Raw genomic sequence first — 26,655 nt, forward strand, 5'->3', positions numbered from 1 at the left:
GCGGCAGATGCCGGCCGGGCGGCGCACCGCCTCAGCCCGCCGCCAGAGCACGCACCTGCGGCGGATAGCGATTGCAAAAGCGCATCTCCACCGGATAAGGGTAAAAGTCCTCGATATGGCCATCGCGGATGCGCTGCTGCTTGTGCTGCCAGAAGCCGGCATCCAGCAGCTCGCGGTGGTATTGCAGGAACACCCGCCGCACCAGCGGATCCCCCAGCAGGAAGGTGCCGAACTCCTCCGGAAACACGTCGCCGCGCGCCACCGGATACCACACCTCGCCGGACATCTCCATTTCCGGGTTCGGCGCCGGCGGAATGCGCCGGAAGTGGCAGTCGGTCATGTACTCGATTTCGTCGTAGTCGTAGAAGATCACCCGCCCGTAGCGCGTCACGCCGAAGTTCTTGAACAGCATGTCGCCGGGGAAGATGTTGGCCGCCGCCAGATCACGGATCGCGTCGCCGTACTCGCGCACCACGCGTTCCTTTTCCGCCGTGTCGCTGTTCATCAGGTACAGGTTCAAGGGCTTCATGCGCCGCTCGATGTACAGGTGCTTGATCACCAGCGTGTCGTCGCCCTCCTCGATCGAGCTGGTGGCCAGCCGGCGCAGCTCGTCCAGCAGCTCGTCGCTAAAGCGCGCCTTGGGAAAGGCCACGTTGGAAAACTCCAGGGTATCGGCCATGCGGCCAACCCGGTCGTGGCGCTTCACCAGCTGGTACTTGGCCTTTACCGTGGCGCGGTCCACTTCCTTCGGACCGCCGAACACGTCCTTGATCAGCTTGAACACATAGGGGTAGGACGGCAGGGTGAACACCAGCATCACCAGGCCGCGGATGCCCGGCGCCACGGTGAACTGGTCGTTGGAGTGCTGCAGGTGCTGCATGAAGTCGCGGTAGAAGGTGTTCTTGCCCTGCTTCTGCAGCCCGAGCATGGTGTACAGCTCGGCCTTGGTCTTGGTCGGCAGCATCGAGCGCAGGAACTGCACGTAGCCGGACGGCACCTCCATGTCGGCCATGAAGTAGGCACGGCTGAAGGAGAACAGCACGCCGATGCGCCACGGCTCCAGCAGCACGGTGTCCAGGTACAGGCGGCCGTCGGCGTCGTGCAGCACCGGCAGCGCGAACGGGTAGATCTGGCCGCCATTCACCACCTTGCCGAAGATATAGGCGGTCTTGTTGCGGTAGAAAGCGCTGGAGAGCAGCTGGATCTGCAGGTTGGCCTCGGCCTGCGGCCAACGTTGCACAAAGTATTCGTCCACCGCGCGGATCACCCAGGCCAGGTCGCGCGACAGGTTGGCGAACGGCCGCCGCCAGCCGAAGTCGGCCACGATCTGGCGCAGCGTGTGGCGCAGACCGCGCTGCTTGGGATAGTAGCTGCGGTAGGACGGCGGGTCGGATTCGATGTACTCGGTGGAGATTGCCGGGCGGATGAAGATGAAATCGTTGTTGAAGTAGTCGCGGTGCAGAATGCGGGTGAACACCGAGTTGAAGAAGGTCTCCGCCAGCTCCGGCTGCTTGTGGTTGGTCAAGAGGCCGATGAAGTACAGCTTGGCCTGCTGCCAGATTTCGTCGTCCAGCAGATCGGCGTGGAACTGGTGCTTCAGGCGCTGCACCGTCTCGTGCACGCGCTCGTCGTAGAACTGGATGCGGTCGCGCACCAGCTTCTGCACCCCCTGCCACTCGGCCGCCTCGAACAGCTGCTTGGCCTGCTGACTGGTGGCGCGAAACAGCCGGTAGTGACGGTTGAAGCCGTCCACCAGCGCCTGCGCAATCTCGCGCGCTACCGGGTTGTAGTATTCGGGAATCTGCATCGTGACACCTCGGTTGCGCCTGCTGGCGAGCGGAGAGAGATGACTGCTGCGGTATTACTTTTTCTTGGCGAAGCGGAAGCGCGGCGCTGGCGCGGCCGCCGGCGCCCTGTCCTGCCTGGCTGGCGCCGGTGCGGCCGGTTTAGCATGCCGCGTGCGCGGCAGGTCGGCAAGCGACACCTCGATGCTGCGCAGCATGCCCGGCTGCAGCTCGTCCAGCCGCCACGGGCCGATCGCCACCCGCACCAGGCGCAGCGTCGGCAGGCCGACCTTGGCGGTCATGCGCCGCACCTGGCGGTTCTTGCCTTCGCTGACGATGACCTCCAGCCAGGTGTCCGGCACCGTCTTGCGAAAGCGCACCGGCGGCTTGCGCTCCCACAGCGCCGGCGGCTCCGGCAACACCCGCACCTCGGCCGGCTGGGTAACGAAATCGCCGAGATCGACCCCGGCGCGCAACGCCGCCAGCTTGTCCTCGTCCGGCCGTCCTTCCACCTGCACCCAGTAGGTCTTCGGCAGTTTCCAGCGCGGGTCGCTGATGCGGTGCTGCAGCTCGCCGTCGCCGGTGAGCAGCAACAGGCCCTCGCTGTCGGTATCCAGCCGGCCAGCCGGATAAACACCGGGCTGCGACACGCATGACTTCAAGGTCGGGTGCAGCGGATGGTCGGAAAACTGGCAGATAACGCCATACGGCTTGTTGAGCAGAATGAGTTGGGGCATGTCGTGGCGGCGGCAATGAACAATTGCCCGGATGATAGCAAGGCTGGCAAGCGGCGGTCACATCGGCATGCCCTGCGATCGGCGACGACGCGATTCAAACATTCGTTTTAGAAACTGGCAGCGCTATAGCAGCTATCGCGCTTCGGAATAAGCCGCCGCTGGCGTCGCCCCGCTGCAACACAATTCACATTCGAACAAGCGTCCACTGCTAAAACGACACCAAAGTTCGAATGTGCGTCGAACAGAACGGCGGCGGCGAGGTATAATTCGCATCTGAAAAGCCGCCCGAGAGTCACCGGGCATCACCGTTCTGCTGGGCGACAACCGCCCAAGGAACATCGAGCCCGCCTTTCCAAAGTCTTTCCCCGCGTCGACACGGGTTGTCGTCCCGCACAGCAAGCCCCCCGTGCCATCGTTATGTCGTCACAAGATAATCATGGAGATAGCGTAATGCCTTCGGAACAGCCGACCATCATCTACACCCTCACCGACGAAGCGCCCGCGCTGGCAACCAGCGCCTTCCTGCCGATCATCCGTACCTTTACCGGCCCCGCTGGCATCAATATCGATACCGCTGACATTTCGGTCGCGGCGCGCGTGCTGGCCGAGTTTCCCGATTATCTGACCGACGCACAGAAAGTGCCGGACACCTTGGCCGAACTGGGCCGCCTGACGCAGGACCCGGACGCCAACATCATCAAGCTGCCGAACATCAGTGCCTCCGTTGGCCAGCTGCAGGCCTGCATCAAGGAACTGCAAGCCAAGGGCTACGCAGTGCCGGACTTCCCGGAAAACCCGAGCAGCGACGAAGAAAAAGCCATCAAGGCACGCTATAGCAAGTGCCTGGGCTCCGCCGTCAACCCGGTGCTGCGTGAAGGCAACTCCGACCGCCGCGCACCGAAAGCGGTAAAAGAATACGCGCGCAAGCACCCGCACAGCATGGCCGAGTGGAGCCAGGCATCGCGCACCCACGTATCGCACATGCACCACGGTGACTTCTACCACGGCGAAAAGTCCATCACCCTGGACAAGGCGCGCGACGTGAAGATGGAACTGGTCACCAACAGCGGCCAGACCATCGTGCTGAAGCCGAAGGTATCGCTACTGGAAGGCGAGATCATCGACAGCATGTTCATGAGCAAGAAGGCGCTGTGCGAGTTCTACGAGAAGGAAATCGAAGACGCGCACAAGACCGGCGTGATGTTCTCGCTGCACGTGAAGGCCACCATGATGAAGGTGTCGCACCCGATCGTGTTCGGTCACTGCGTGAAGATTTTCTACAAAGATGCTTTCGCCAAGCACGGCGCGCTGTTCGACGAACTGGGCGTCAACGTCAACAACGGCATGGCCAACCTGTACGACAAGATCGCCACCCTGCCGCAATCCAAGCAGGACGAGATCAAGCGTGACCTGCATGCCTGCCACGAACACCGTCCGGAACTGGCGATGGTGGATTCCGCCAAGGGCATCACCAACTTCCATTCGCCGAACGACATCATCGTCGATGCCTCGATGCCGGCGATGATCCGCAACGGCGGCAAGATGTGGGGCGCCGATGGCCGCCTGAAGGACGTGAAGGCGGTAATGCCGGAATCAACCTTCGCCCGCATCTACCAGGAAATGATCAACTTCTGCAAATGGCATGGCAACTTCGATCCGAAGACCATGGGCACGGTGCCGAACGTTGGCCTGATGGCGCAAAAAGCCGAAGAGTACGGCTCGCACGACAAGACCTTTGAAATCTCCGAAGACGGCATCGCCAACATCGTCGATCTGGCCACCGGCGAAGTGCTGCTGAGCCAGAACGTGGAGCAGGGCGACATCTGGCGCATGTGCCAGGTCAAGGATGCCCCGATCCGCGACTGGGTGAAACTGGCGGTGACCCGCGCCCGCAACTCCGGCATGCCGGCGATCTTCTGGCTGGACCCGTACCGTCCGCACGAGAACGAGCTGATCAAAAAGGTGAAGCGCTACCTGAAGGATCACGACACCACCGGCCTGCACATCGAGTGCATGTCGCAGGTGCGCGCGATGCGCTACACGCTGGAACGCGTGATCCGCGGCCTGGACACCATCTCGGTGACCGGCAACATCCTGCGCGACTACCTGACCGACCTGTTCCCGATCATGGAACTGGGCACCTCGGCCAAGATGCTGTCCATCGTGCCGCTGATGGCCGGCGGCGGCATGTACGAAACCGGTGCCGGCGGCTCGGCACCGAAGCACGTGCAGCAGCTGGTGGAAGAAAACCACCTGCGCTGGGATTCGCTGGGCGAGTTCCTGGCACTGGCGGTATCGCTGGAAGACCTCGGCCTGAAGACCGGCAACGACAAGGCCAAGATCCTGGCCCAGACGCTGGACGCCGCTACCGGCAAGCTGCTGGACAACAGCAAGGGCCCGTCGCCGAAGACCGGCGAGCTGGACAACCGTGGCAGCCAGTTCTACCTGGCCATGTACTGGGCACAGGAGTTGGCCGCACAAACCGCCAACGCCGATCTGGCCGCCCAGTTCGCCCCGCTGGCCAAGACGCTGAGCGAGAGCGAGCAGCAGATCGTGGCCGAGCTGAAGGCCGTGCAGGGCAAGCCGGTGGACATCGGCGGCTACTACCTGGCCGATAGCGCGAAGTGCCAGGCGGTAATGCGTCCGAGCGCCACCTTCAACGCCGCGCTGGCCGCCGTGAGCGCCTAAGCCGTCGCCTAGCGCAGGGCTCCCGCCCTGCCAGCACCCAACAACGCCAGGGCCTAGCCCTGGCGTTTTTTCTTGCCACCCGCGGCGGCTTGCCGGCGATCATGTTCCACCAAGCACATGCTCGGCTACAATACGCCGGCGTGGCGATGAAATCGAACACAGATACCGCTGCGGCCAACCTTGAGCTAACAATAACAAGCAGCAGCCGCCTGTACGCAGGGTGCTACAGGCAAGGGGCCGCCACGCGGATTGCCACGACACAGGTCAACACAGATGGAGTCCACAAAGGAGAGATATTGATGAGCGCATCCCATATCACGGTACCAGCCGGCGGACAGAAAATCATTCCGGGCCAAGCAACCCCGAACAACCCGATCATCCCGTTCATCGAAGGCGACGGCATCGGCATCGACATCACCCCGGTGATGATCAAGGTGATCGACGCCGCGGTGGCCAAGGCCTACGGCGGCGCCAAGCAAATCCACTGGATGGAAGTGTATGCCGGCGAGAAATCCACCCGCCTGTACGGTCCGGACGAATGGCTGCCGAAGGAAACCTTCGACGCGCTGAAGGAATACTCGGTATCGATCAAAGGGCCGATGACCACCCCGGTCGGCGGCGGCATCCGCTCGCTGAACGTGGCGCTGCGCCAGGAACTGGATCTGTACCAGTGCGTGCGTCCGGTGCAGTACTTCCAGGGCGTGCCCTCGCCGCTGAAGCACCCGGAACTGGTGAACATGGTGATCTTCCGCGAGAACACCGAGGACATCTACGCCGGCATCGAATGGGCGGCACAGTCCGAGGGCGCCAAGAAAATCATCAAGTTCCTGCAGGACGAGATGGGCGTGAAGAAGATGCGCTTCCCGGATAGCTCCGGCATCGGCATCAAGCCGGTGTCGATCGAAGGCACCCAGCGCCTGGTGCGCGCCGCCATCCAGTACGCCGTGGACAACGACCGCCAGTCGGTGACCATCGTGCACAAGGGCAACATCATGAAGTTCACCGAGGGCCTGTTCCGCGACGTGGCCTACAAGCTGGCGCAGGACGAGTTCGGCGCTCAGCCGATCGACGGCGGCCCGTGGTGCCAGTTCAAGAACCCGAAAACCGGCCGCGACATCATCGTCAAGGACGCCATTGCCGATGCCTTCCTGCAGCAGATTCTGCTGCGCCCGGCCGAGTACGACGTGGTGGCCACGCTGAACCTGAACGGCGACTACATCTCCGACGCGCTGGCGGCGCAGGTGGGCGGCATCGGCATCGCGCCGGGCGCCAACATCTCCGATCAGTACGCCTGCTTCGAGGCCACCCATGGCACCGCGCCGAAGTACGCCGGCCAGGACAAGGTGAACCCGGGCTCGCTGATCCTGTCCGCCGAGATGATGCTGCGCCATCTGGGCTGGAAGGAAGCCGCCGACCTGGTGATCCACTCGATGGAAGCCGCCATTGCCGACAAGCAGGTGACCTACGACTTCGCGCGCCTGATGGACGGCGCCACCGAGATCAGCTGCTCCGCCTTTGGCGATGCGATGATCGCGCGCATGTAAACCATGCCGTAGTGACGCACAAGGCCCGCGCTTGTGGGCCTTGTGCTTTATGACAGGACACCGCGCCACGAATGCCACACCATGCGGCCAACGTTGGCCGCATACCGCTACGCCCAGTCCGGCGCCATCGCCCGCACCGTGTCCAGCACCTGCTGCTTCGGCGCATCCGGCCGTTTGCCGGCCCGCCACGCCATCATCACCTCCCACTGCCACAGCGGCAGGTCGCCGAGCTGCAACTTCACCAGTCGCCCCTCGCGCAGGTCGCGCTTCACCGCCACCTCCGGCATGAAGGTGAGGAAGCCATGCTCCATCGCCAGCTCGCGCGCGGCACTAGCCGGCTGGATGGCATGCAGCGGCCCGCTCACCGTGCGGTGCGGGCGCAGCAGCGCCATCAGTTCATCGCAGCCATCGCCCCAGAATTGTGGCGCCAGCCGCTGGTTGGCCACTTCGGCCAGCGTCAACACGCCCGCGCGCGCCAGCGGATGGCGCTTGTGCACCACCGGCACGATGGGCGAGCGCCAGATGCGCTCCATCTGGATGCCGGCCATCGGTGGGCACTTCAGTACAAAGCCGACCTGAACCGCACCGGTCAGCAGCCGTTCCATGATGGCCGGCGAGTGATCGGTACTGCAGCGGATCTCAAACGGCGCCTCGGCCAGCGCCAGCAGCACCGGGCCGAACACCACCGACGCCAGCGATGGCAGACAGGCCAGTGTCAGCCGCGGCAGCGCCGGTGCGCCCTGCACCGCCTTGCGGCCAAGCTCCAGCGACTCCAGCGCCGCCCGCGCAGACGGCAAGAATGCCTGGCAGGCGGCGGTAGCCACCGCACCGCGGCGATGGCGATGGAACAGCTGGGCGCCGATGTCCGCTTCCAGCGCCGCAATGCGCTGGCTGACCTGCGGCTGCGACCAGCCACGTCTGGCCGCAGCCTGGCTGAAGCTGCCACAGGCGACGATATCCAGCAGCAGCGTCAGGTCATCCACGGTGATAGCCATAACAAAACCCAATAGGAAATATTAGCTGTTAACGGCTTCAATGATAGCTCGCCCGCCATGACAATAGAGCACCAATTCAGGGCATGGAGCGATCATGGCACGCATGGCACAGGCGCGACAGCTGGGGCGCTATTTCATTTTTCTGGATACCGCGCTGGTGGTGTTCGGCTTTTTCATCGTGTTTCCGCTGATCAGCCTGCACTTTGTCGACCAGCTGGGCTGGGCTGCCGCCGCCGTCGGGCTGGCACTGGCCGTGCGTCAGTTGCTGCAGCAGGGACTGGGGCTGCTGGGCGGCTCGCTGGCCGACCGCTACGGCGCCCGCCCGCTGATCGTGGCCGGCATGCTGCTGCGCGCCGCCGGCTTTGCCGCCATGGCCGAGGCGGAAAACGCATCGTTGCTGGTGTTTTCCTGCGTGCTGTCCGGTCTGGGCGGCACGCTGTTCGATCCGCCGCGCTCGGCGCTGGTGATCAAGCTGACCCGCCCGGCCGAGCGTGGCCGCTTCTACACCCTGCTGATGATGATCGAGAGTGCCGCCGGGGTGGCCGGCGCCATGATCGGCTCCTGGCTGCTGCATTTCGACTTCTGGTGGGTGGGCATGGGCGGCTGCGCCATCTTTGTGCTGACCGCTGCGGCCAACCTGTGGCTGCTGCCGGCCTACCGTGTCACCGCACGCCGTACCTCGCCGCTGGCATCGATGCGTACCGTGCTGGCCGATCGCCGCTACATGCGGCTGGTGCTGACGCTGAGCGGCTACTACGCGCTGGGGGTGCAGATCATGCTGCTGGTGCCGGTGGTGCTGAAACAGCTGACCGGCAGCAATCAGGCGGTGGGCTGGATGTACGCGCTGGAGACGGTGCTGTCGCTCAGCCTGCTATACCCGCTGGCGCGGCTGGGTGAGCGCCACTTCACCCCTGCCGGGCGCATTCTGTGCGGCATCGGGCTGATGTGCCTCAGCCTGCTGTTGATGAGCATGGTGCGCCAGCCGCTACCGGCGTTCGTGATCCTGGCGCTGTTCTATATTGGCTCGCTGATCACCGAACCGGCCCGTGAAACACTGCTGGCCAGCATGGCCAGCAACGATGCCCGCGCCAGCTACACCGGCACCAGCCGCCTGGGGTTGGCGCTGGGCGGCGCCGCCGGCTATCTGGGTGGCGGCTGGCTGCTGGACTTGTCCCGTGCCACGTCTACGCCAGCTCTGCCGTGGCTGGTGCTGACGGCGGTCGGCATCATCACCATGCTGGCGCTGCAGCGGCAACTGCTACCTGCCGCGCCGCGCCGGCTGCAAACCGTCTGACCCGCCAAGACCATAAAAAAACCCGCATCTGACGATGCGGGTTTTTGCCGGCGCAATCGCGTAACGCGATCAGGCCTTCTGGATGTTGGACGCCTGCTTGCCCTTCGGGCCTTGGGTCACTTCGAAGCTTACGCGCTGGCCTTCGGACAGCGATTTGAAACCTTGCACATTGATTGCGGAGAAATGTGCAAACAGGTCTTCACCACCCTCATCCGGAGTGATGAAACCAAAACCTTTAGCGTCGTTGAACCACTTAACGATACCAGTTGCCATGTGTCACTAAACCTCAAGTAGACGGTAGCAGGCTGGTGAGGCCTGCAAATTATTGAGAGCTTGCGCGCAGCAGCAGGTACAGTAATGCATACGGCTGACACGTCGCAGCGGAACACCGACTGCCTTTCTACGCTTCGCCTGTGACAACGTCAAGACAATGCAATAGAAAGCGGCAGACCTTGAAAAAGCCCCTGCCCGAACCAAAATTGAATTGAGCGCGAATTCGCAGAAGGTTCCCATGTCTACGCAGTACAAGGATGATGTCTCGACCGAGGCCACCAAGGTTCGGGCGAACCCACCACCACTGTATAAGGTCTTGTTGTTAAACGACGATTTCACCCCGATGGATTTTGTGGTGGAAGTCTTGCAGCACTTCTTCCACATGGATGCGGAAAAAGCCACCCGCGTCATGTTGCAGGTCCACAATGAAGGCAGGGGCCTTTGTGGTGTTTACACCAAAGACATTGCTGCCACCAAAGTTGCACAAGTTTTGCAGCACGCACAGACGCACCAGCATCCGCTGCAGTGTGTCATGGAGGAAAACTGATGATTGCCCAGGAACTGGAAGTAAGCCTGCACATGGCGTTCATGGATGCACGGCGCAAGCGGCATGAATTCATCAGCGTTGAGCACCTGCTCTTGGCGATGACCGACAATCCGTCTGCGGCCGAAGTCCTGCGTGCCTGCGGTGCCAATCTCGAGCAGCTGAAGAAACAGCTGACCGACTTTATCGACGAACACACCCCCACCGTGCCGGGTGATGCCGACGTGGAGACCCAACCCACACTCGGTTTCCAGCGCGTGATTCAGCGCGCCATCCTGCACGTACAGTCTTCCGGCAAGAAGGAAGTCACCGGGGCCAACATCCTGGTCGCCATTTTTGGCGAAAAGGATTCGCACGCCGTGTACTACCTGCACCAGCAAGGCATCTCGCGTCTGGACGTGGTGAACTTCATCTCCCACGGCATTACCAAGCAGAGCTCCAAGCCGGCCTCCAGCTCCGGCAGCCAGGACCACCACGACAGTGGCGAGGGCGAAAGCGAGGATGGCAACGGCTCGCCGGGCGGCGCGCTGGAAAACTACACCCAGAACCTGAACCAGCAGGCGCGCGACGGCAAGATCGACCCGTTGATCGGCCGCGAGCAGGAAGTGGAGCGTGTGATCCAGATCCTGTGCCGTCGTCGCAAGAACAACCCGCTGCTGGTGGGTGAAGCCGGCGTAGGCAAGACCGCCATCGCCGAGGGTCTGGCACGCCGCATCGTGGCCGGCGAAGTGCCGGAGGTGCTGACCCGCGCCACCGTGTACTCGCTGGACATGGGCGCATTGCTGGCCGGCACCAAGTATCGCGGTGACTTCGAGCAGCGCCTGAAACAGGTGATCAAGCAATTGGCCGAAGACAGCCATGCCATCTTGTTCATCGACGAGATTCACACCCTGATCGGAGCCGGTGCGGCATCCGGCGGTACGCTGGATGCGTCCAACCTGCTGAAGCCGGCACTGTCCAACGGCAGCCTGCGCTGCATTGGCGCCACCACCTATGGCGAGTATCGCGGCATCTTCGAAAAAGACAGCGCGCTGTCGCGCCGCTTCCAGAAGATCGACGTGCCGGAGCCGTCTGTGGAGCAGACCATCGAGATTCTGAAAGGGCTGAAGAGCCGCTTCGAAGCGCACCATGGTGTGAAATACACCTTGGCGGCGCTGTCGACCGCGGCAGAACTATCTGCTCGCTACATCAACGACCGGCATCTGCCGGACAAGGCCATCGACGTGATCGACGAGGCCGGTGCGGCGCAGAAGATTCTGCCCAAGTCGCGGCAGAAGAAGGTGATCAACAAGGGAGAGATCGAGGACATCATTGCCAAGATCGCGCGCATTCCGGCCAAGACCATTTCCAGCGACGACCGCAATGTGCTGAAGAACCTGGATCGCGACCTGAAGAACGTAGTGTTCGGCCAGGACAAGGCCATCGATGCCTTGGCCGCCGCCATCAAGATGTCGCGCTCCGGCCTTGGCAACCCGCAGAAGCCGATCGGTTCCTTCCTGTTCTCCGGTCCGACCGGGGTGGGCAAGACCGAAGTGGCCAAGCAGCTGGCTTACTTCCTGGGCGTGGAGCTGATCCGCTTTGACATGTCCGAATACATGGAACGCCACGCGGTATCGCGGCTGATCGGCGCGCCGCCGGGCTACGTCGGTTTCGAGCAGGGCGGCCTGTTGACCGAACAGATCAACAAGCATCCGTACGCGGTGCTGCTGCTAGACGAAATCGAAAAAGCGCATCCGGACATCTTCAACGTGCTGCTGCAGGTGATGGACCATGGCACGCTGACCGACAACAATGGCCGCAAGGCGGACTTCCGCAACGTGGTGATCATCATGACCACCAACGCGGGCGCCGAGTCGCTGTCCAAGGCCTCGATCGGCTTTACCGGCAGCAAGCAGACCGGCGACGAGATGGCAGACATTAAGCGTCTGTTCAGCCCGGAGTTCCGCAACCGGCTGGATGCCATCATCCCGTTCCGCATGCTGGACGAAACCATCATCCTGCAGGTAGTGGACAAGTTCCTGATGCAGCTGGAACATCAGCTGTCGGACAAGAAGGTGGATATCCACTTCAGCGAAGCACTGCGCAAGCACCTGGCGAAGAACGGTTTCGACCCGCTGATGGGCGCCCGCCCTATGGCACGCCTGATCCAGGACACCATCCGCAAGGCGCTGGCCGACGAGCTGCTGTTCGGCAAGCTGGCGCATGGCGGCGAGGTGACGGTCGATCTGGACGACGAAGGCAAGGTGGCGCTGAGCTTTGGCGAGCTGGCCGAAGCAACTGTGTAAACGGCCGCCGCCACCAAACCAACGCCCCGCATTGCGGGGCGTTTTTTATTGCGGCCAACGTTGGCGCCAGCCGACCCGCGACTGCGTTGAGTACCCGCTGTCAGGCCGCTACGATGCGCCGGTGTCAGCCGCGCGGATGATGCATCGCATGCAGCGCCTTCAGCCGTTCGCGCGCCACATGGGTATAGATTTGCGTGGTGGACAGACTGGCATGGCCCAGCAGCAGCTGCACCACGCGCAGGTCGGCGCCGTGGTTCACCAGGTGGGTGGCGAAGGCATGGCGCAGGGTATGCGGCGACAGCGGCGGTATGCCGGCCTGGCGACCATACTTGACGATCAGGTGCCAGGCCATCTGCCGGGTCATCGCCTGCTTACGGTTGCTGACAAACAAATCCTCGCTGCGCGCAGCGCCCATGATCAGCGGGCGACTGTCGGCCAGATACTGGCGCAGCCAGTCCTCGGCCACCTCCCCCAGCGGCACCAGCCGCTCCTTGTTGCCCTTGCCGACGATACGCACATAACCCTCGCCCAGATGCAGCTGCGGCAGGGTCAGCCCCACCAGCTCGCTGACGCGCAGCCCGGTAGCGTACAGGGTTTCGATCAGCGCACGGTCGCGCAGCCCCAGCGTGGTGTCGATATCCGGCGCCGCCAGCAGTGCCTCGACATGCCCTTCTGACAGCGCCCCCGGCAGGCGCAAGCCCAGCCGCGGCGCTTGCAGATGCACGGTAGGATCGTCGTCACGCAGCTTCTGCTGGCACAGATAGTGGTAAAAACGGCGAGCTGCGGACAGCCGCCGGGCGCGGGTGGCAGGCTTGTCGGTATCGATCAGCTGCAGCATCACCTGCTCCAGTGCCGGGGTATCGGCAGTGTCCAGATTATGGCCGTAGGGCTGCAGTGCCTGTTCCAGACGCTGCAAATCGCGGCGATAGGCGGCCAGGGTATTGGCTGACAGGTTGTCGGCCAGCCACAGCGTGTCGAGGAATGTATCGAGATAAAGCGAAGCGGCTACCGTCATCTGCTGCGGCCAACGTTGGACATGAAAAAAGCGCCGGCAGCTGCCGGCGCTTTCAGGGTACGACAAGTTAAACCGTAACGGCTTACTTGCGAACCAGTTTTTCCTTGATACGTGCGGACTTGCCGGTACGACCACGCAGGTAGTACAGCTTGGCGCGACGTACGTCACCACGGCGCTTCACTTCGATGGAAGCTACCAGCGGGGAGAAAGTCTGGAAAGTACGCTCAACGCCTTCGCCGGAAGACAGCTTGCGCACGATGAAGGAGCTGTTCAGACCGCGGCTACGCTTGGCGATTACCACGCCTTCGTAAGCCTGCAGACGCTCGCGGTTACCTTCCTTTACTTTTACCTGAACGATAACGGTATCGCCCGGTGCAAATTCAGGGATGGTTTTACCCAGACGGGCGATTTCTTCCTGTTCCAGTTGCTGGATCAGATCCATGTTAATGCTCCTTGTTTTTACTGGAATCTTGTTCCTGCTGGTACTCCGCCAGCAGCCGAGATTCCTGTTTGGTCAATGTGCGCGACGCCAGCAGATCGGGACGGCGCTCGAAAGTGCGTCCCAGAGACTGCTTCAGTCGCCACTTGGCGATCATGGCGTGATTACCGGACATCAGGACATCCGGTACCCGCACACCACGATATTCTTCCGGCCGGGTGTAATGCGGGCAATCCAGCAGATCGTTCACGAACGAATCTTCATAGGCGGACTGCGCATCGTTGAGTACGCCGGGCAGCAAACGCAGCACGGCATCCATCAACACCATGGCAGGCAGCTCACCGCCGGACAGCACATAATCCCCAACCGAAATTTCTTCGTCGACTTCGCTGTCGATCAGGCGCTCGTCGATACCTTCGTAGCGCCCGCACAGCAGAATCAGCCCTGGCTTTTGCGCCAGTTCCACCGCCTTGGCATGCGTCAGGCGCCTGCCTTGCGGCGACAGGTAAATGACGTGGCTTTGTTCGACACCCTGCGCCGCCTGCCGGGCTTTCGCCGCAGCAATGGCTTTTTCCAGCGGCGCCACCATCATCACCATGCCCGGGCCACCGCCATAGGGGCGATCGTCCACGGTGTGGTAATTGTCGGTAGTGAAGTCGCGCGGATTCCAGGCGCCAAACTGCCAGATCGTCTGTTCCAGCGCCCGCCGGGTTACCCCGAAGCGGGTCAGCGAGTCGAACATTTCCGGGAACAGCGTAATGGCATCAAGCTGCATTAATAATCCAGGCCCCAGTCCACGGTGATGCGTTTTGCGGCCAGATCAACATCGACAATGTAATCCGACACAAAAGGTATCAGCCGCTCATCCGTTTCACCACGGACAACCAGAACGTCGTTGGCACCGGTTTCCATCAGGTCGGTCACTTTGCCCAACACGATGTTCTCGCGGTTAACCACTTCGAGGCCAATCAAATCAATCCAGTAATACTCATCAGCCGGAGGCTTGGGCAGCAGTTCACGCGGAATCGCCACCTGCATGCCACGCATGGCTTCCGCCACATCGCGGTCGTCCACTTCCTCGAACTTCACCACCAGCGTCTTGGGCTGGATAGCGCCGTCTTCGAAAGTGAAAGCCTTCCACTCGCCGTTTTTCTGCTTCAACCACCACTGCGGGTAGTCGAACAGACTGTCGGTATTTTCGGTGTCTGCCTGGACTTTCACCCAGCCACGAACACCAAAGGCGCCGCGGACGAACCCCATTACCACTAGATCTGCGTCACGCATGCGCCTTGCTTCCTTACTGGCCTAATTACAGAATCAGGCAGCTTTGGACTGCTCTTTCAGCAGCTTGGCAACAGCGTCGGACACCTGAGCGCCAACACCGATCCAGTGGTTCACACGGTCCATGGCCAGGCGAACACGTTCCTGCTTGTCGTTGGCTACGGCATTGTAGAAGCCCAGACGCTCGATGAAGCGGCCGTCACGACGGTTGCGGGAGTCGGTTACAACAACGTTGTAGAACGGACGGTTCTTGGAACCGCCGCGGGCGAGGCGAATAACTACCATTGTCGATTATCCTCAAAAATTCGGATTCGTAGAAAAGCCCCCGATTCTATGGCATTTTTCCCTTACGCCGCAAGTGCTTATTGGACCGGCGGCGCAGGCGGCTCCGGCAGCAGGTTCTTGGTGACGATGGTAAGCGCCCGATCCTCCGGATGCACCTGCACGCTAAAACCCAGGCGGGTCATGAGTTTGAGCATGCCCTTGTTGCCGGCCAGCACCTCGCCCACCATCACTTTCAGCCCCTGTTCACGCGCGGCATCGAACAGCGCATTCATCAGGATGGCGCCGATACCCTTGCCCTGCCAGTGGTCGGCCACTTCCAGCGCGAACTCGCAGCTTTCATTGTCCGGGTCGGTGACATAACGCGCCACCGCCAGCTGCTCTTCCGCGCCCTCGGCCTCGTGGATCATCGCCAATGCCATCTCGCGGTCGTAATCCAGTTGGGTAAAGCGCACCAGCATCGACTGCGATAGCTGCTTGATGCTGGACATGTAGCGGTTGTAGCGGCTTTCTTCCGACAGGTTGCGCACGAACTCCTGCTGCATGTGCGCATCCTCCGGCCGCACCGGGCGGATGATCACCGGCGTGCCATCCTTCAGCATCGAGCAATGCACCATGTGCATCGGGTACGGCATGATGGCCATGTGGCCATACGGCTTGCTGCGCGCGGGCAGCGGCTGGATGATGATGCGCGCATCCAGCGCCAATACCCCTTGCTCGTCCGCCATCACCGGGTTGATGTCCATCTCGCGCACTTCCGGCAATTCGCACACCAACTCCGACACATGCAGCAGCACGCTCTTAAGCGCCTCCATGTCCACCGCCGGCATGTTCTTGAACGGGCCAAGAATCTTGCCGATGCGAGTTTTGTCGATCATGCGCTCGACCAGGTACTGGTTGACTGGCGGCAGACTCAGCGCGCGGTCCTGCATCACCTCCACCGCGATGCCGCCGGCGCCGAAGGTAATCACCGGGCCGAACGAGGCATCGTGGGTCACCCCCACCATCAGCTCGCGCGCATTGCGGCGCTTGCGCATCGCCTGCACCGAGATGCCCTCGATACGCGCATCCGGCCGTGCTGCCTGCGCACGCGCCAGAATCGCAGCGTAGGCCTCGCGCAGGCTGGGCTCGTTGGCGATATTCAGCTCCACTCCGCCGACGTCGGACTTGTAGATGATGTCCGGCGAGTCGATCTTCAGCACCACCGGGTAGCCGATATCTGCGGCCAACCTTGCCGCCTCATCCGCGTCGCGTGCCAGCCGCGCCGGATTCACCGGGATATGGAACGCGGCCAGCACCTCCTTGCTTTCCCGCTCTGACAGCACCGCCCGTCCCTGTTGCTTGGCCGTGGCGATCACGGCACGGGCATGGGAGATATCCGGCACCACCTGCGCGCCTTCCAGCGGCGCCGGTGTCTGCAGCAGCATCTGCTGGTTATGATGGTAGGACGACAGGTTGCGGAACACCTCGATGGCAAATTCCGGCGCGCGAAAATGCGCGCACTTGGCCTTGGAAAACAGCTCGCGGCTTTCCGACACCTTGGCATCACCCAGCCAGGACAGGAACATCGGTTTGCTGGACTCGCGCTGCAACCCCACCATCAGCTGAGCGGTGGTCAGGTGATCGGTACCGGCCTGCGGCGTGAAAATCACCAGCACGCCGTCGACATTGGGGTCATCCAGACAAACTTTCACCGCAGTACGGAAACGCACCGGACTGGCATCGCCGATGATGTCCACCGGGTTGCCGTGCGACCAGTTGGCCGGCAAGGCATCGTTCAGCAGCGCCATGGAGGCGTCGGACAACTTGGCCAGCTCCACGCCATACATATAGGCACTGTCCGCCGCCAGCACGCCCGGGCCGATGCCGTTGGTGACGATGGCCAGCCGCCGTCCCTGCACCCGATAGTTGGCCGCCAGCACCTTGGCGGCAGTGAACAGCTGCGCGATGGTGGACACCCGCAGCACACCGGCGCGCGACAGCGCGGCATCGAACACGTCGCCGCTTTCCACCAGATTGGACGAGTGCGTCAGGCCGGTAACGTCGTCTTCATAACGACCGGACTTCACCACCACCACCGGCTTGGTACGCGCCGCGGCACGCAGCGCGCTCATGAAGCGGCGCGCGTCATGCACGTGATGCACATGCAGCAGAATGCCCTGGGTGAAATTGTCGGCGACCAGGTAATCCAGGATTTCGCCGAACTCCACGTCCAGCGCCTCGCCCACCGACACCACGCTGGAAAAGCCGATGCCCTTGCTGTCGGCCCAATCCAGCATTGCGGTACACAGCGCCGATGACTGCGACACCAGCGCCAGATTGCCGGCGCGCACCCGGCTGTTGTAGTTACTGGCATTGAAGCCGGCCACCGGTCGCATCAGTCCCAGCACGTTGGGGCCGAGGATGCGGATACCGTAGTGCTTGGCGATGGACAGCGCCTCGGCCAGCGCCGCACGCTCCTGCTCTTCCGAGTCGGCAAAATCCTTGGCCAGCAGGATGCCCTTCACTCCCTTCTTGCCACAGTCCTTGACGATGCCGGGCAGGCTGCGCAGCGCGGTGGTCACCACCGCCATGTCCACCGGCCCCTCGATCAGCTTCACCGACGGCTGCGCCGGAATGCCGCCCACCACCTTGTGGTTCAGGTTCACCGGGTACAGCTTGCCCTGGAAGTTGCCGGCCAACAGGTTGGCAAACACTGCCTGGCCCACCGAGCCGGGTGTGTCACTGGCGCCGACCACGGCAACATTGCGCGGCGAAAACAGTGGAGTCAGGTAGTGCGGTTTCATGATGAGGTGTCCCAGTTAACACAGGCAGCCATGCAAAGATGCTGCCCGACACAAAATGCTTTCATGGCAATGAGTTGCCAAGGTTGGCCGCAACTTGCCGGCGGCATCAAGCGCGGTCGGCCAGTAGCGCCGACGGGCTATTATTGCTAATCTTCCCGATTCGGCGGGCAACTTATGTTGCGCCGCATCAAATGATAACCCCGATTCAGCAGAGGCCATCCCTCCCGGGAGCAGCACATGAGCAAACGCGTCGTCACCCTCGCCCACTACTACACCCAGCCGGAAATCCAGCAAATGGCCGACAAGGTCGGCGACAGCCTGGAGCTTTCCCTGTTCGCCCGTGAATCCAACGCCGACATCATCGTCTTTGCCGGCGTGCGTTTCATGGCGGAAACCGCCAAGATCCTGAACCCGCAGGCAGAAGTGATCCTGCCGGATGCCGGTTCCACCTGTTCGCTGGTAACGCAGACCGATGTCGCGGCACTGCAACAGTGGCGCGAGAGCTACCCCGAGCATGTGCATGTGTCTTATATCAATTCCTCTGCCGCGCACAAGGCCATCTCCGACTGGATCGTTACCAGCCGCAACGTGGACGACATCATTGCCCACCTGTACGAACAGGGCAAACAGGTGATCTTCTCGCCGGATCGCAATATGGGCGCCTACCTGAACTACCAGTACGGCTACAACATGCCACTGTGGTCGGCGGTGTGCGAGGTACACGACAAGTTCAACGAGGCGGCACTGGACGAGGCACTGAGCGCCTCAGCCACCCCGGCCCACCTGATCGCCCACCCGGAAAGCCCACTGCCGGTACTGAAACGCGCCGAATATGTCGGCTCCACCTCCGGCATGCTCAACTGGGTGAAAGCCTTCGCCGGCGCGGCGACCGACGTGATTTTTGTCGCTACCGAAGATGGCATCCTTTACAACATGCGCCTGGCACGCCCGGACCTGGACATCCGCCAGGCGCCGATCTATGCCGGTTGCCAGTGCAACTCCTGTCCGTACATGAAGATGAACACCATCGAGGCGGTCAAACGGGCCCAGCAAGGCATCGGTACCCGTATCGACTACCTCAGCGACGCGGAGATGGATGCCGCCCGCCTGCCGATCGAGCGGATGCTGGAATTCAGCCAGCGCTACTATCGCTGATCCATCACTGCCACAGCCCGCCCATCGGCGGGCTGTTTCACTTTCGGCGCGAGGTTCCCGCCACGCCCGGAGATGGATACAATCAGTCCATCTGAATGGAAGAGCGACATGAGAATTCTGATCAGCAATGATGATGGCTATTTTGCCCCCGGCCTGGCCGCACTGGCTGCCAGCCTGAGCAAGTTGGCCGACGTGGTGGTTGTCGCTCCCGAACGAGATCGCAGTGGGGCCAGCAACTCGCTGACGCTGGATCGGCCGCTGTCGGTAAAAAAGGCCGCCAACGGTTTCTACTATGTCAACGGCACGCCTACCGACTGCGTGCACGTAGCCGTTACCGGCTTTCTGGAACAACGCCCGGATCTGGTCGTGTCCGGCATCAACCACGGCCCCAATATGGGGGAAGACACGCTGTACTCCGGCACCGTGGCCGCCGCCACCGAAGGCTTCCTGCTGGGCATACCGGCGATTGCCGTCTCACTGGCCGGCAAGAACAACCATTTCGACACCGCCGCCCAGGTCGCCAGCGATCTGGTACAACGCTTCATCGCCACACCGTTTGCCAGCCCCATGCTGCTGAATGTCAACGTGCCCGACCTCCCGCTGGACGCGCTGGGCGGCTATGCGGTCACCCGCCTTGGCCGCCGCCACATGGCAGAGCCGGTGATCCGCGCACAAAACCCGCGCGGCGATACCGTGTACTGGGTGGGGCCGGTCGGGCCGGAACAGGACGCCGGCGATGGCACCGACTTCAGCGCCATCCGCCACAAACAGGTTTCCATCACCCCGCTGATGATCGACCTGACAGCCCGTGACCAACTGGGTGTAATCAAGACATGGCTCAATCCCTAGTCGCTGCAGGCAATAACTACGGCATGCTGTCGGAGCGCACCCGCATGCGCATGGTGGAGCGCCTGCGCCAGCAGGGCATTGCCGACGAGCGCGTGCTGGCCGCCATGTTCGAGGTGCCACGCCATCTGTTCATCGATCAGGCGCTGGCAACCCGCGCCTACGATGACGTATCGCTGCCTATCGGCCAGGGACAGACCATCTCGCAGCCACTGACCGTGGCACGCATGACCGAAAAACTGCTGGAAGGCCGGGCCATGCCCGGCAAGATTCTGGAGATCGGCACCGGCTGCGGCTACCAGACGGCGGTGCTGCTGAAAACCGGTGCCCAGGTGTTCTCGATTGAACGTCTGGCCGGCATTCTGGACAAAGCTAGACAGAATCTGCGCAATGCCAAGCTGGTACACGCCCGGCTGGTGCATGGCGACGGTCATCTGGGCCTGCCCGATATCGCCCCCTTCGACGGCATTATCATCACCGCGGCGGCACGCCAGGTACCGACACCGCTGCTGGAGCAGTTGGCGGAGGGGGGCCGGCTGATCCTGCCGGTGGGCGACCAGCAAGAACAGCATCTGTGGCTGTATGAGAAAACGACAGAGGGCATCCGCAAAACCAAGCTGGAAGCAGCCAAGTTCGTTCCCTTGCTGCCCGGCAAGCAGTGATGCAAGGCAAAAACGCAACACCCCTTTCAATCAGCGTTGCCAGACAATTTACTTTGTATGGGATGCTGGCATATAAATTGTCAACCAATGCAAAACTCTTCGCTAACTCAAAAGATTATTCGCTTTAGCCCGCTGTTTACTGCCCTGTTGCTGAGCGCATGTGCGCAGTTGCAGCAGGATACGCCGGCCCAGATTGTCCGCGGCCAACCTTCTGTGCTGGGCACTGCCAGTAGCAGCCAGCCGGCAGCCGTCGCCAACAACAGCGGCAAGGCGACAACGCAAGCGATTGCCATTGGTGGCAGCCCGCAACCCAGAGCGGTGGCAACTGGGAAAACAACCCACACGGTCCAGCCAGGCGAAACCGTGTACCGCATCGCCGTCAACAATGGCCTGCGTTACCAGGATCTGGCCGAGTGGAACAACTTGGACGGCTTCAACATCAAGGTTGGCCAGGTATTACGCCTGACACCACCAGGTAGCAGCAGCGCAGCGACTGCCGTTGCCCCGGTGGCAAGCAAGCCAGTCGACACTAAACCGGCCAACGGGCAAGCGCCGGTTGATGCCAAAGCACCCTCCAGTGCAGCGGCAAACGGGGCAGAAATCAAGCGCTATCCAAAGGCCTTGAAACTGCCCTACTCAGAAGAGGCCAGCAAGAGTCTCACGGCCCAGAGCGAAGGTAATGGCAAAGCGATAAACCCGACACCGGCCACCACGCCGGCGTCTGCCGCGGCAACCGCGAAGGCAGACGCCTCCGCGCCGTCAGCAGCACCGGGCAACAACGGTGCGGATGACAAGGCCAAGGCGGCAGGCCCGGTCTGGGGTTGGCCGACACAAGGTAGCGTGATCAGGGGCTTCTCTGATCAGAACAAAGGGCTGGACATCGGCGGCAAGGCGGGGCAACCCGTAGTGGCAGCGGCCGATGGCAAGGTGGTGTACAGCGGTAACGGTCTGCGTGGCTACGGCAAGCTCATCATCCTGCGCCACGACAAAACATTCCTGTCCGCCTATGCCCACAACAGTCAGCTGCTGGTGAAGGAAGGCCAGACGGTCAAAAAAGGGCAGAAGATCGCCGAGATGGGTAATACCGACACGGATCAGACCAAACTGCACTTCGAGATCCGCCAACTCGGCAAGCCTGTAGACCCAAGCAAGTACCTGGAACAGCACTCATGACGGCTCACCCCCGTCTTGAGTCCTAACACAAGCGGGGGAATATCATGAGCGACGAACTGGACCTGCTGGAAGAAGTACTGGACGAAGAGGCCGAAGCGGAAACCGGCCTGCGTACCGAAGCGGAAGAAGCCGAGGAAACTGCTGCGGCCAAGGAATACGAGGAGATCGCCGATGTTACCCAGATCTACCTCAACGATATCGGCAGCAACGCGCTGCTGACGCCGACCGAGGAGGTCGCACTGGCTCGTCGAGTGGTGCAGGGCGACTTCACCGCACGGCAGAAGATGATCGAGCACAACCTGCGGCTGGTTGTGAACATCGCCAAACACTACATCAACCGCGGCCTAGCCCTGCTCGACCTGATCGAGGAAGGCAATATCGGCCTGATGCACGCGCTGGAAAAGTTTGATCCGGAACGCGGCTTCCGCTTCTCCACCTATGCCACCTGGTGGATTCGCCAGAGCATCGAGCGCGCGATCATGAACCAGTCGCGCACCATCCGCCTGCCGGTGCATGTCATCAAAGAGCTCAACGTCTACCTGCGCGCCTCGCGCCACCTGGAAAGCCAGATGGGGCGCGAGCCAACGATAGAGGACATCGCGCACCTGACCGGCAAGACGGTGGAAGAAGTGCGCAAGGTGCTGAACCTGAACGAACGCATGGCCTCGCTGGATGCACCGCTAGACATCGATCCGATGCTGTCGATTGGTGAATCCATCCCGGACGAGCAGCATGAAGAACCGGACATCCAACTACACAATGCGCAGATCGAGCACTTTGTGCACGAGTGGCTGGCCCAGCTCACCGACAAGCAACGCATGGTGATCGAACGCCGCTACGGGCTGAACGGCCACGAAGTCTGCACGCTGGAAGAGCTGGCCTCGGCGCTGAGCCTGACCCGCGAGCGGGTACGCCAGATCCAGATCGAAGGGCTGGAACACCTGCGCCGCATCCTGCGGCGCCGCGGCGTCACCAAGGACTTCCTGATCTAGCGTCATCCGCCACCGCCCAGCCCCCACCGCCGCTAGCCTGCTAGCGGCGGTGTTGTTTTCAGTCCTGCCGCCGCGGGTGAAAACGGCGGAGTTGCTGCCGCCATTGCTGTGCGGCCCCGGCCAGGGGCTGCGGTGCATACTGCCAGCGCTGCCACAACTGCAGTAGCGCAGCCAGCTGCTGGTAATCCGCTGCGGCCAACCCTTGCGCCTTCTCCAGCAGCTGGCTGGCGGTATCACTCTCGCGCACCGGCACACCGGCGCGGCGCAAGCGCTGCAGCAGCTGTTGCCAGGCCGCCTGCGTTGCAGGCAAAGCACGACGCCGGTGCCGCAGCAGCCACCACACCAGCGGCAACATCACCAGCAGCATACCGCTGCCCAGCAGCAGTACAACCGAGCTCGCCGAGACACCATCCAGCCCCAGGCGCTGAAACAGCGAGCGCTGCCGTTCTGCGTCATAGCCCACCACCCAGCGCTGCCAGCCAAAGTTGGCCGCTTGCCATTGTTGCGTTGTCCAGCGCAGCCAGGCCGGCGGGCGACCACCCAGCAAGGGCATGGCTGGCGCAGCGGCCGGCAAGGCCTGCTCGATGCCATCGGCACTACGCTGCGGCGCCACCAGTGCGGTGGGATCCACCCGTTGCCAGCGGCCAGCCAACCAGACTTCACTCCAGGCATGGGCATCGGAAGATCGCACGAGCCAGAACGCGCCACCCGGATTGAACTCGCCGCCCTGAAACCCCACTACCACCCGTGCCGGGATACCGGCTGCCCGCGCCAGTACGGTAAAGGCGGAAGCGAAATGCTCGCAAAAGCCCTGGCGGCTGCCAAACAGGAAGCCATCCACCACATCGCCCTGCAACTGCGGCGGGTTCAGGGTATAACGCAGCCCCTGCGCCTGCAGCCATTGTTTCAGTGCCGCCAGGCGCGCTTCCGACAAGGGAAAGCCAGCAGCCAAGCTTTGCGCCGCAGACAGCGTCCGCGGGTTGCCAGCCGGCAGCCGCAGATACATCTGCTGCACCCGCGGCGACATCTCCTCCAGATAATAATCGCTGGCCAGACTGCTAAGCCGGTAACGCAGGCGGCTATTGTTGGTACTGTCATTGCGACGCAGGCGCTGCTGCGACACCAGCCGTACCCCTTCGCCAACCTCACTGGCCTGCTCCAGCTGCGGCAACAGTCCGCGGTACGGTTCGGCCACCACGTCATAGCGCAACAGCGGACGGTTGGTCGGCAGTAGGCTAGCCGCCGAATACGGCAGGAATCCTGCGCTCCAGCTCACCCCATCGAATTGATCGAACACCATCACCCGCCAGTACAACTGCGCCGCCAGCGGCTGGCGGCCAAAGAATTGCGCGGTGAATGCCGGCTCACGGGAGGGAATCATGCGGCCAACGCTGCCGGGGCTCATGCTGTCAGCCAGCCCGGTAGTGGCACGCTTGTCTTCGGTGGGCATGCTCCACAACGGGCCGGGCAGGCGCGGCATGACCACAAACAACACCAGCATCACCGGGAAGGACAGCAGCAGCATCCGCGCCGCCAGACGCGGGCTGACACGGGCATCTTCGCCGGCCAGCAGCACCATCGCCCAGGTCAGCGCAAACAGGCTGAGCACCAGCCACACCGCCGCCAGCGGCCCCTGCTCAAACAGCAGTGGCGTCGATGCCAGAAAGAAGCCGGCGGCCAACAGCACCCGCCAGTCGCGCAAATCGCGCGTTTCCAGCGCCTTGCCCGCCACCAGCAGCAACAAGAAGGCGACCCCGCCCTCGCGGCCGACCAGCGTGCGCAGGGTCAGCCACAGCGCCACTACCGGCAGCACCAGCCCCAGCAACAGCCACAGGCGGGATGGCAACTGGCGCTGCTGCCACACCAGCGCTCCGCGCCAGGCCAGCAGCAGGGCAAACAGCAGCGGCACCCAGCCGGGCAGGTAGAAAAACAGCGGCAAGGCCGTCAATGCCAGCGCCGTCAGTACCGCGAAAGCCGGCAATCGCAGCGAGTTAACTGGCATCACGGACTCCAAACTGCGCCAGCGCCAGCAGGCCGGGGGTGACGTCACCGTCCGGCAACAACAGCTGCTGCTGCGGCAGGTTCAGCAACACCGTCGCCCCGCCCTGCTGCGCCTGCAGCAAACGCCAGCACAAGCGGGACAGCCGCTCTTCCGCCGCCATCGTCGGCGGGTAATCGGACCAGTCCAGCAGCAACTGCCGCCCTTGCGGCAGCAAGGAGGCAAACTCGCGTGCGGCCAACGTCTGGCTACGGGCGAACACCCGCCAGGCAATGCGCCGCATGCCCTGCGCCGGCTGCCAGGCAGTCAGGCCAGCAAATTCGTCGCCATCGCGGCGCTGCAGCAGGCTGTCATCCTCGCCCCCCCCAGGCGTCGGCGCGCGCGCATCCGGTAATGGTTGCGGATAGACCCACACGCTGGCGGCCAACCTTACCGGTGCAAAGGCGCGGATCAAGCCCAGCGGCGCATCCGACCACACCCGCAACGGCGGCATCGCCAGTTGGCCGCGGCGCGGCGCGGCCAATGCCAGCAGCACCCGGCCATCGTCTTGCCAGCGCTCGCGCTCACCGCCATCCTGCCAGCGCAGGCGCAGCCGTCCCGGCTCCTGCGGCCAGGCAAGGTGCACCACGAAATCGGCACTGTCGCCGGCAAACACCGGGCCGCCCGCTTCGGCACGCAGCGCCAGGCCGGCCAGCTGGCGGTAAGCCGTGAATACCGACAGCAACAGCAAGGCGATGATCCAGAACGACAGCACATAGGCCAGGCTGACGGCGTAATTGAGCGCCCCGATCCACACCAGCACCGCCACGCCGAACAGCAACAGGCCGAAACGGGTGGGCAGCAGGTAGATGCGATTCTGGCTGAGGGTGACCGACGGCGCGCGCGGCGCACGCCGGGCCATCCATTGCTCCAGCGCCTTACGCCACTGCGACATGGTCCAACAGCCGTATGGCAAGTACTGCACTGTTGCTGCCGGGCAGGCGCGGCGTCAGCCGGTGCGCCACCACCGCGACGAATACCGCCTTGATGTCTTCCGGCAGCACGTGATCGCGCCCTTCCAGCATCGCCCAGGCCTTGGCCGCGGCCAACAGCCCCAAGCCGGCACGCGGGCTGAGACCATGCACGAACTGCTCGTTCTGGCGCGTCGCTTGCAGCAGGGCCAGCACATAGCCGGCCAAAGCCGGTGAGACATGCAGCGCCGCCACCTGCTGCTGCAGACGGCGCAGCTCGTCCGCGGCCAGCGCCGGCTGCAGCTTGGGCAACAGCTGGCGCCGATCACCATCCTGCAGAAGTTTGAGTTCGGCCTCGGCCGGCGGGTAGCCCAGAGAAATGCGCATCAGAAAGCGGTCAAGCTGGGACTCCGGCAACGGGAAAGTGCCCTGCTGCCCGAACGGGTTCTGGGTGGCGATCACAAAGAACGGCGACGGCAACGCATGGGTGGTGCCGTCCACCGACACCTGCTGCTCTTCCATCGCCTCCAGCAACGCCGATTGCACCTTGGGCGAGGCACGGTTGATCTCGTCGGCGAGCAGCAGCTGCGAGAACACCGGCCCGGGGCGAAACTCGAAGCGCCCGTCAGCCGGCAGGAACACACTGCTGCCCAGCACATCAGCCGGCAACAGGTCGCTGGTGAACTGCACACGGCGGTAGCTCAGCCCCAGTACCGCCGCCAGACTATGCGCCAGGGTGGTCTTGCCGACACCGGGCACGTCTTCGATCAACAAGTGGCCACCGGCCAGCAGGCAGGCCAGCGCCAGCCGGGTGGCCTGCGGCTTGCCCAGAATCAACGCATTCAGTTGACGATTCGCAAAAGTGACGGATTGCATTTGCCCTCGCTTACGCGCAGTATCTATTAAAAAATCATATTTCCCGAATTGTCCC

The 26,655-nt window shown here is 62.7% G+C and carries 22 protein-coding genes and 1 pseudogene; 10 read left to right on the forward strand and 13 right to left on the reverse strand.

Going from position 1 to position 26,655, the window contains the following annotated elements; translation table 11 throughout:
- Positions 1-31 precede the first annotated feature (31 nt).
- Together aceK and ABNW52_RS12665 are read right to left on the reverse strand one after the other, a co-directional pair.
- Complete coding sequence (aceK, locus tag ABNW52_RS12660; RefSeq protein ID WP_349588371.1) at positions 32-1,807, reverse strand: bifunctional isocitrate dehydrogenase kinase/phosphatase; 1,776 nt, start codon at positions 1,805-1,807, stop codon at positions 32-34.
- 195 nt (positions 1,808-2,002) lie between these two features.
- Positions 2,003-2,521: pseudogene (locus tag ABNW52_RS12665) on the reverse strand (pseudouridine synthase); the annotation flags it as partial.
- A gap of 450 nt (positions 2,522-2,971) precedes the next feature.
- Here ABNW52_RS12665 and ABNW52_RS12670 point away from each other — a divergent pair.
- Together ABNW52_RS12670 and icd are read left to right on the forward strand one after the other, a co-directional pair.
- The gene (locus ABNW52_RS12670; protein ID WP_349588377.1) at positions 2,972-5,209 is read left to right on the forward strand and encodes an NADP-dependent isocitrate dehydrogenase; all 2,238 of its coding nucleotides are present in this window, start codon (positions 2,972-2,974) and stop codon (positions 5,207-5,209) included.
- A gap of 299 nt (positions 5,210-5,508) precedes the next feature.
- On the forward strand, positions 5,509-6,753 hold the full coding sequence (gene icd / locus ABNW52_RS12675) for an NADP-dependent isocitrate dehydrogenase (protein WP_349588380.1): 1,245 nt from the start codon (positions 5,509-5,511) through the stop codon (positions 6,751-6,753).
- 107 nt (positions 6,754-6,860) lie between these two features.
- On the opposite strand, the gene ABNW52_RS12680 is transcribed toward icd, so the two are convergent.
- The gene (locus ABNW52_RS12680; RefSeq protein ID WP_349588383.1) at positions 6,861-7,748 is read right to left on the reverse strand and encodes a LysR family transcriptional regulator; all 888 of its coding nucleotides are present in this window, start codon (positions 7,746-7,748) and stop codon (positions 6,861-6,863) included.
- A gap of 94 nt (positions 7,749-7,842) precedes the next feature.
- On the opposite strand from ABNW52_RS12680, the gene mdtH reads away from it, so the two are divergent.
- Positions 7,843-9,042: a multidrug efflux MFS transporter MdtH gene (gene mdtH / locus ABNW52_RS12685; RefSeq protein WP_349588386.1), complete on the forward strand. Its 1,200-nt coding sequence runs from the start codon at positions 7,843-7,845 to the stop codon at positions 9,040-9,042.
- A 69-nt stretch (positions 9,043-9,111) separates the two neighbouring features.
- On the opposite strand, the gene ABNW52_RS12690 is transcribed toward mdtH, so the two are convergent.
- Positions 9,112-9,315 carry a cold-shock protein gene (locus ABNW52_RS12690; RefSeq protein WP_349588389.1) on the reverse strand — a complete coding sequence of 68 codons (204 nt, stop codon included), beginning with the start codon at positions 9,313-9,315 and terminating at the stop codon, positions 9,112-9,114.
- 238 nt (positions 9,316-9,553) lie between these two features.
- Between ABNW52_RS12690 and clpS the strand changes: the two genes are divergently transcribed.
- The gene (clpS, locus tag ABNW52_RS12695) at positions 9,554-9,862 is read left to right on the forward strand and encodes an ATP-dependent Clp protease adapter ClpS (RefSeq protein WP_174873355.1); all 309 of its coding nucleotides are present in this window, start codon (positions 9,554-9,556) and stop codon (positions 9,860-9,862) included.
- The gene (gene clpA, locus ABNW52_RS12700) at positions 9,862-12,144 is read left to right on the forward strand and encodes an ATP-dependent Clp protease ATP-binding subunit ClpA (protein ID WP_349588392.1); all 2,283 of its coding nucleotides are present in this window, start codon (positions 9,862-9,864) and stop codon (positions 12,142-12,144) included. Before clpS ends, clpA begins: the two co-directional genes overlap by 1 nt.
- Positions 12,145-12,268: 124 nt before the next feature.
- On the opposite strand, the gene xerD is transcribed toward clpA, so the two are convergent.
- The 6 genes from xerD to ABNW52_RS12730 all read right to left on the reverse strand — a co-directional run bounded on the left by xerD (position 12,269) and on the right by ABNW52_RS12730 (position 17,947).
- Positions 12,269-13,159 carry a site-specific tyrosine recombinase XerD gene (gene xerD, locus ABNW52_RS12705; RefSeq protein WP_349588394.1) on the reverse strand — a complete coding sequence of 297 codons (891 nt, stop codon included), beginning with the start codon at positions 13,157-13,159 and terminating at the stop codon, positions 12,269-12,271.
- An 82-nt stretch (positions 13,160-13,241) separates the two neighbouring features.
- Complete coding sequence (gene rplS / locus ABNW52_RS12710) at positions 13,242-13,601, reverse strand: 50S ribosomal protein L19 (RefSeq protein ID WP_349588397.1); 360 nt, start codon at positions 13,599-13,601, stop codon at positions 13,242-13,244.
- A 1-nt stretch (position 13,602) separates the two neighbouring features.
- The gene (gene trmD / locus ABNW52_RS12715) at positions 13,603-14,373 is read right to left on the reverse strand and encodes a tRNA (guanosine(37)-N1)-methyltransferase TrmD (protein ID WP_349588399.1); all 771 of its coding nucleotides are present in this window, start codon (positions 14,371-14,373) and stop codon (positions 13,603-13,605) included.
- The gene (gene rimM / locus ABNW52_RS12720) at positions 14,373-14,882 is read right to left on the reverse strand and encodes a ribosome maturation factor RimM (protein ID WP_349588402.1); all 510 of its coding nucleotides are present in this window, start codon (positions 14,880-14,882) and stop codon (positions 14,373-14,375) included. Before rimM ends, trmD begins: the two co-directional genes overlap by 1 nt.
- Before the next feature lie 33 nt (positions 14,883-14,915).
- Positions 14,916-15,164 carry a 30S ribosomal protein S16 gene (rpsP, locus tag ABNW52_RS12725; RefSeq protein ID WP_349588404.1) on the reverse strand — a complete coding sequence of 83 codons (249 nt, stop codon included), beginning with the start codon at positions 15,162-15,164 and terminating at the stop codon, positions 14,916-14,918.
- A gap of 77 nt (positions 15,165-15,241) precedes the next feature.
- A complete protein-coding gene (locus tag ABNW52_RS12730) occupies positions 15,242-17,947 on the reverse strand; it encodes a bifunctional acetate--CoA ligase family protein/GNAT family N-acetyltransferase (protein WP_349588406.1) in 2,706 nt (901 codons plus the stop codon).
- Between the two features lie 237 nt (positions 17,948-18,184).
- On the opposite strand from ABNW52_RS12730, the gene nadA reads away from it, so the two are divergent.
- The 5 genes from nadA to rpoS all read left to right on the forward strand — a co-directional run bounded on the left by nadA (position 18,185) and on the right by rpoS (position 22,775).
- On the forward strand, positions 18,185-19,102 hold the full coding sequence (gene nadA / locus ABNW52_RS12735; RefSeq protein ID WP_349588407.1) for a quinolinate synthase NadA: 918 nt from the start codon (positions 18,185-18,187) through the stop codon (positions 19,100-19,102).
- 108 nt (positions 19,103-19,210) lie between these two features.
- A complete protein-coding gene (gene surE, locus ABNW52_RS12740) occupies positions 19,211-19,951 on the forward strand; it encodes a 5'/3'-nucleotidase SurE (RefSeq protein WP_349588409.1) in 741 nt (246 codons plus the stop codon).
- Positions 19,936-20,610, forward strand: a complete 675-nt coding sequence (locus tag ABNW52_RS12745; RefSeq protein ID WP_349588411.1) for a protein-L-isoaspartate(D-aspartate) O-methyltransferase — start codon at positions 19,936-19,938, stop codon at positions 20,608-20,610. The genes surE and ABNW52_RS12745 overlap by 16 nt, the downstream gene beginning before the upstream one ends.
- A gap of 87 nt (positions 20,611-20,697) precedes the next feature.
- Positions 20,698-21,783, forward strand: coding sequence for a peptidoglycan DD-metalloendopeptidase family protein (locus ABNW52_RS12750; RefSeq protein WP_349588413.1), 1,086 nt, complete (start codon positions 20,698-20,700; stop codon positions 21,781-21,783).
- Between the two features lie 44 nt (positions 21,784-21,827).
- Entirely contained in the window at positions 21,828-22,775 is a 948-nt protein-coding gene (gene rpoS / locus ABNW52_RS12755; RefSeq protein ID WP_349588415.1) for an RNA polymerase sigma factor RpoS, read from the forward strand.
- 58 nt (positions 22,776-22,833) lie between these two features.
- Here rpoS and ABNW52_RS12760 read toward each other — a convergent pair whose 3' ends face one another.
- From ABNW52_RS12760 to ABNW52_RS12770, 3 genes are read right to left on the reverse strand one after another with little or no spacing between them, the layout of a single operon-like run.
- Positions 22,834-24,777 (reverse strand): transglutaminase TgpA family protein, encoded by a 1,944-nt coding sequence (locus ABNW52_RS12760; RefSeq protein ID WP_349588417.1) that lies wholly within the window; start codon positions 24,775-24,777, stop codon positions 22,834-22,836.
- Complete coding sequence (locus tag ABNW52_RS12765; protein ID WP_349588419.1) at positions 24,767-25,708, reverse strand: DUF58 domain-containing protein; 942 nt, start codon at positions 25,706-25,708, stop codon at positions 24,767-24,769. The genes ABNW52_RS12760 and ABNW52_RS12765 overlap by 11 nt, the downstream gene beginning before the upstream one ends.
- Positions 25,692-26,600 (reverse strand): AAA family ATPase, encoded by a 909-nt coding sequence (locus ABNW52_RS12770; protein WP_349588421.1) that lies wholly within the window; start codon positions 26,598-26,600, stop codon positions 25,692-25,694. The genes ABNW52_RS12765 and ABNW52_RS12770 overlap by 17 nt, the downstream gene beginning before the upstream one ends.
- Positions 26,601-26,655: the final 55 nt, after the last annotated feature.

It is taken from the genome of Vogesella oryzagri, from assembly GCF_040148885.1.
Lineage (GTDB): Bacteria > Pseudomonadota > Gammaproteobacteria > Burkholderiales > Chromobacteriaceae > Vogesella > Vogesella oryzagri.

Bases quoted from the DNA above. Each gene is read 5' to 3' on its own strand.
- surE (WP_349588409.1), top strand. From the start codon at position 19,211: ATGAGAATTCTGATCAGCAATGATGATGGCTATTTTGCCCCCGGCCTG.
- rpoS (WP_349588415.1), top strand. From the start codon at position 21,828: ATGAGCGACGAACTGGACCTGCTGGAAGAAGTACTGGACGAAGAGGCC.
- ABNW52_RS12770 (WP_349588421.1), bottom strand. From the start codon at position 26,600: ATGCAATCCGTCACTTTTGCGAATCGTCAACTGAATGCGTTGATTCTG.
- ABNW52_RS12745 (WP_349588411.1), top strand. From the start codon at position 19,936: ATGGCTCAATCCCTAGTCGCTGCAGGCAATAACTACGGCATGCTGTCG.
- clpS (WP_174873355.1), top strand. From the start codon at position 9,554: ATGTCTACGCAGTACAAGGATGATGTCTCGACCGAGGCCACCAAGGTT.
- ABNW52_RS12750 (WP_349588413.1), top strand. From the start codon at position 20,698: ATGCAAAACTCTTCGCTAACTCAAAAGATTATTCGCTTTAGCCCGCTG.
- nadA (WP_349588407.1), top strand. From the start codon at position 18,185: ATGAGCAAACGCGTCGTCACCCTCGCCCACTACTACACCCAGCCGGAA.
- ABNW52_RS12765 (WP_349588419.1), bottom strand. From the start codon at position 25,708: ATGTCGCAGTGGCGTAAGGCGCTGGAGCAATGGATGGCCCGGCGTGCG.
- mdtH (WP_349588386.1), top strand. From the start codon at position 7,843: ATGGCACGCATGGCACAGGCGCGACAGCTGGGGCGCTATTTCATTTTT.
- rpsP (WP_349588404.1), bottom strand. From the start codon at position 15,164: ATGGTAGTTATTCGCCTCGCCCGCGGCGGTTCCAAGAACCGTCCGTTC.
- aceK (WP_349588371.1), bottom strand. From the start codon at position 1,807: ATGCAGATTCCCGAATACTACAACCCGGTAGCGCGCGAGATTGCGCAG.
- icd (WP_349588380.1), top strand. From the start codon at position 5,509: ATGAGCGCATCCCATATCACGGTACCAGCCGGCGGACAGAAAATCATT.
- xerD (WP_349588394.1), bottom strand. From the start codon at position 13,159: ATGACGGTAGCCGCTTCGCTTTATCTCGATACATTCCTCGACACGCTG.
- ABNW52_RS12680 (WP_349588383.1), bottom strand. From the start codon at position 7,748: ATGGCTATCACCGTGGATGACCTGACGCTGCTGCTGGATATCGTCGCC.
- clpA (WP_349588392.1), top strand. From the start codon at position 9,862: ATGATTGCCCAGGAACTGGAAGTAAGCCTGCACATGGCGTTCATGGAT.
- ABNW52_RS12730 (WP_349588406.1), bottom strand. From the start codon at position 17,947: ATGAAACCGCACTACCTGACTCCACTGTTTTCGCCGCGCAATGTTGCC.
- rplS (WP_349588397.1), bottom strand. From the start codon at position 13,601: ATGGATCTGATCCAGCAACTGGAACAGGAAGAAATCGCCCGTCTGGGT.
- ABNW52_RS12670 (WP_349588377.1), top strand. From the start codon at position 2,972: ATGCCTTCGGAACAGCCGACCATCATCTACACCCTCACCGACGAAGCG.
- rimM (WP_349588402.1), bottom strand. From the start codon at position 14,882: ATGCGTGACGCAGATCTAGTGGTAATGGGGTTCGTCCGCGGCGCCTTT.
- trmD (WP_349588399.1), bottom strand. From the start codon at position 14,373: ATGCAGCTTGATGCCATTACGCTGTTCCCGGAAATGTTCGACTCGCTG.
- ABNW52_RS12760 (WP_349588417.1), bottom strand. From the start codon at position 24,777: ATGCCAGTTAACTCGCTGCGATTGCCGGCTTTCGCGGTACTGACGGCG.
- ABNW52_RS12690 (WP_349588389.1), bottom strand. From the start codon at position 9,315: ATGGCAACTGGTATCGTTAAGTGGTTCAACGACGCTAAAGGTTTTGGT.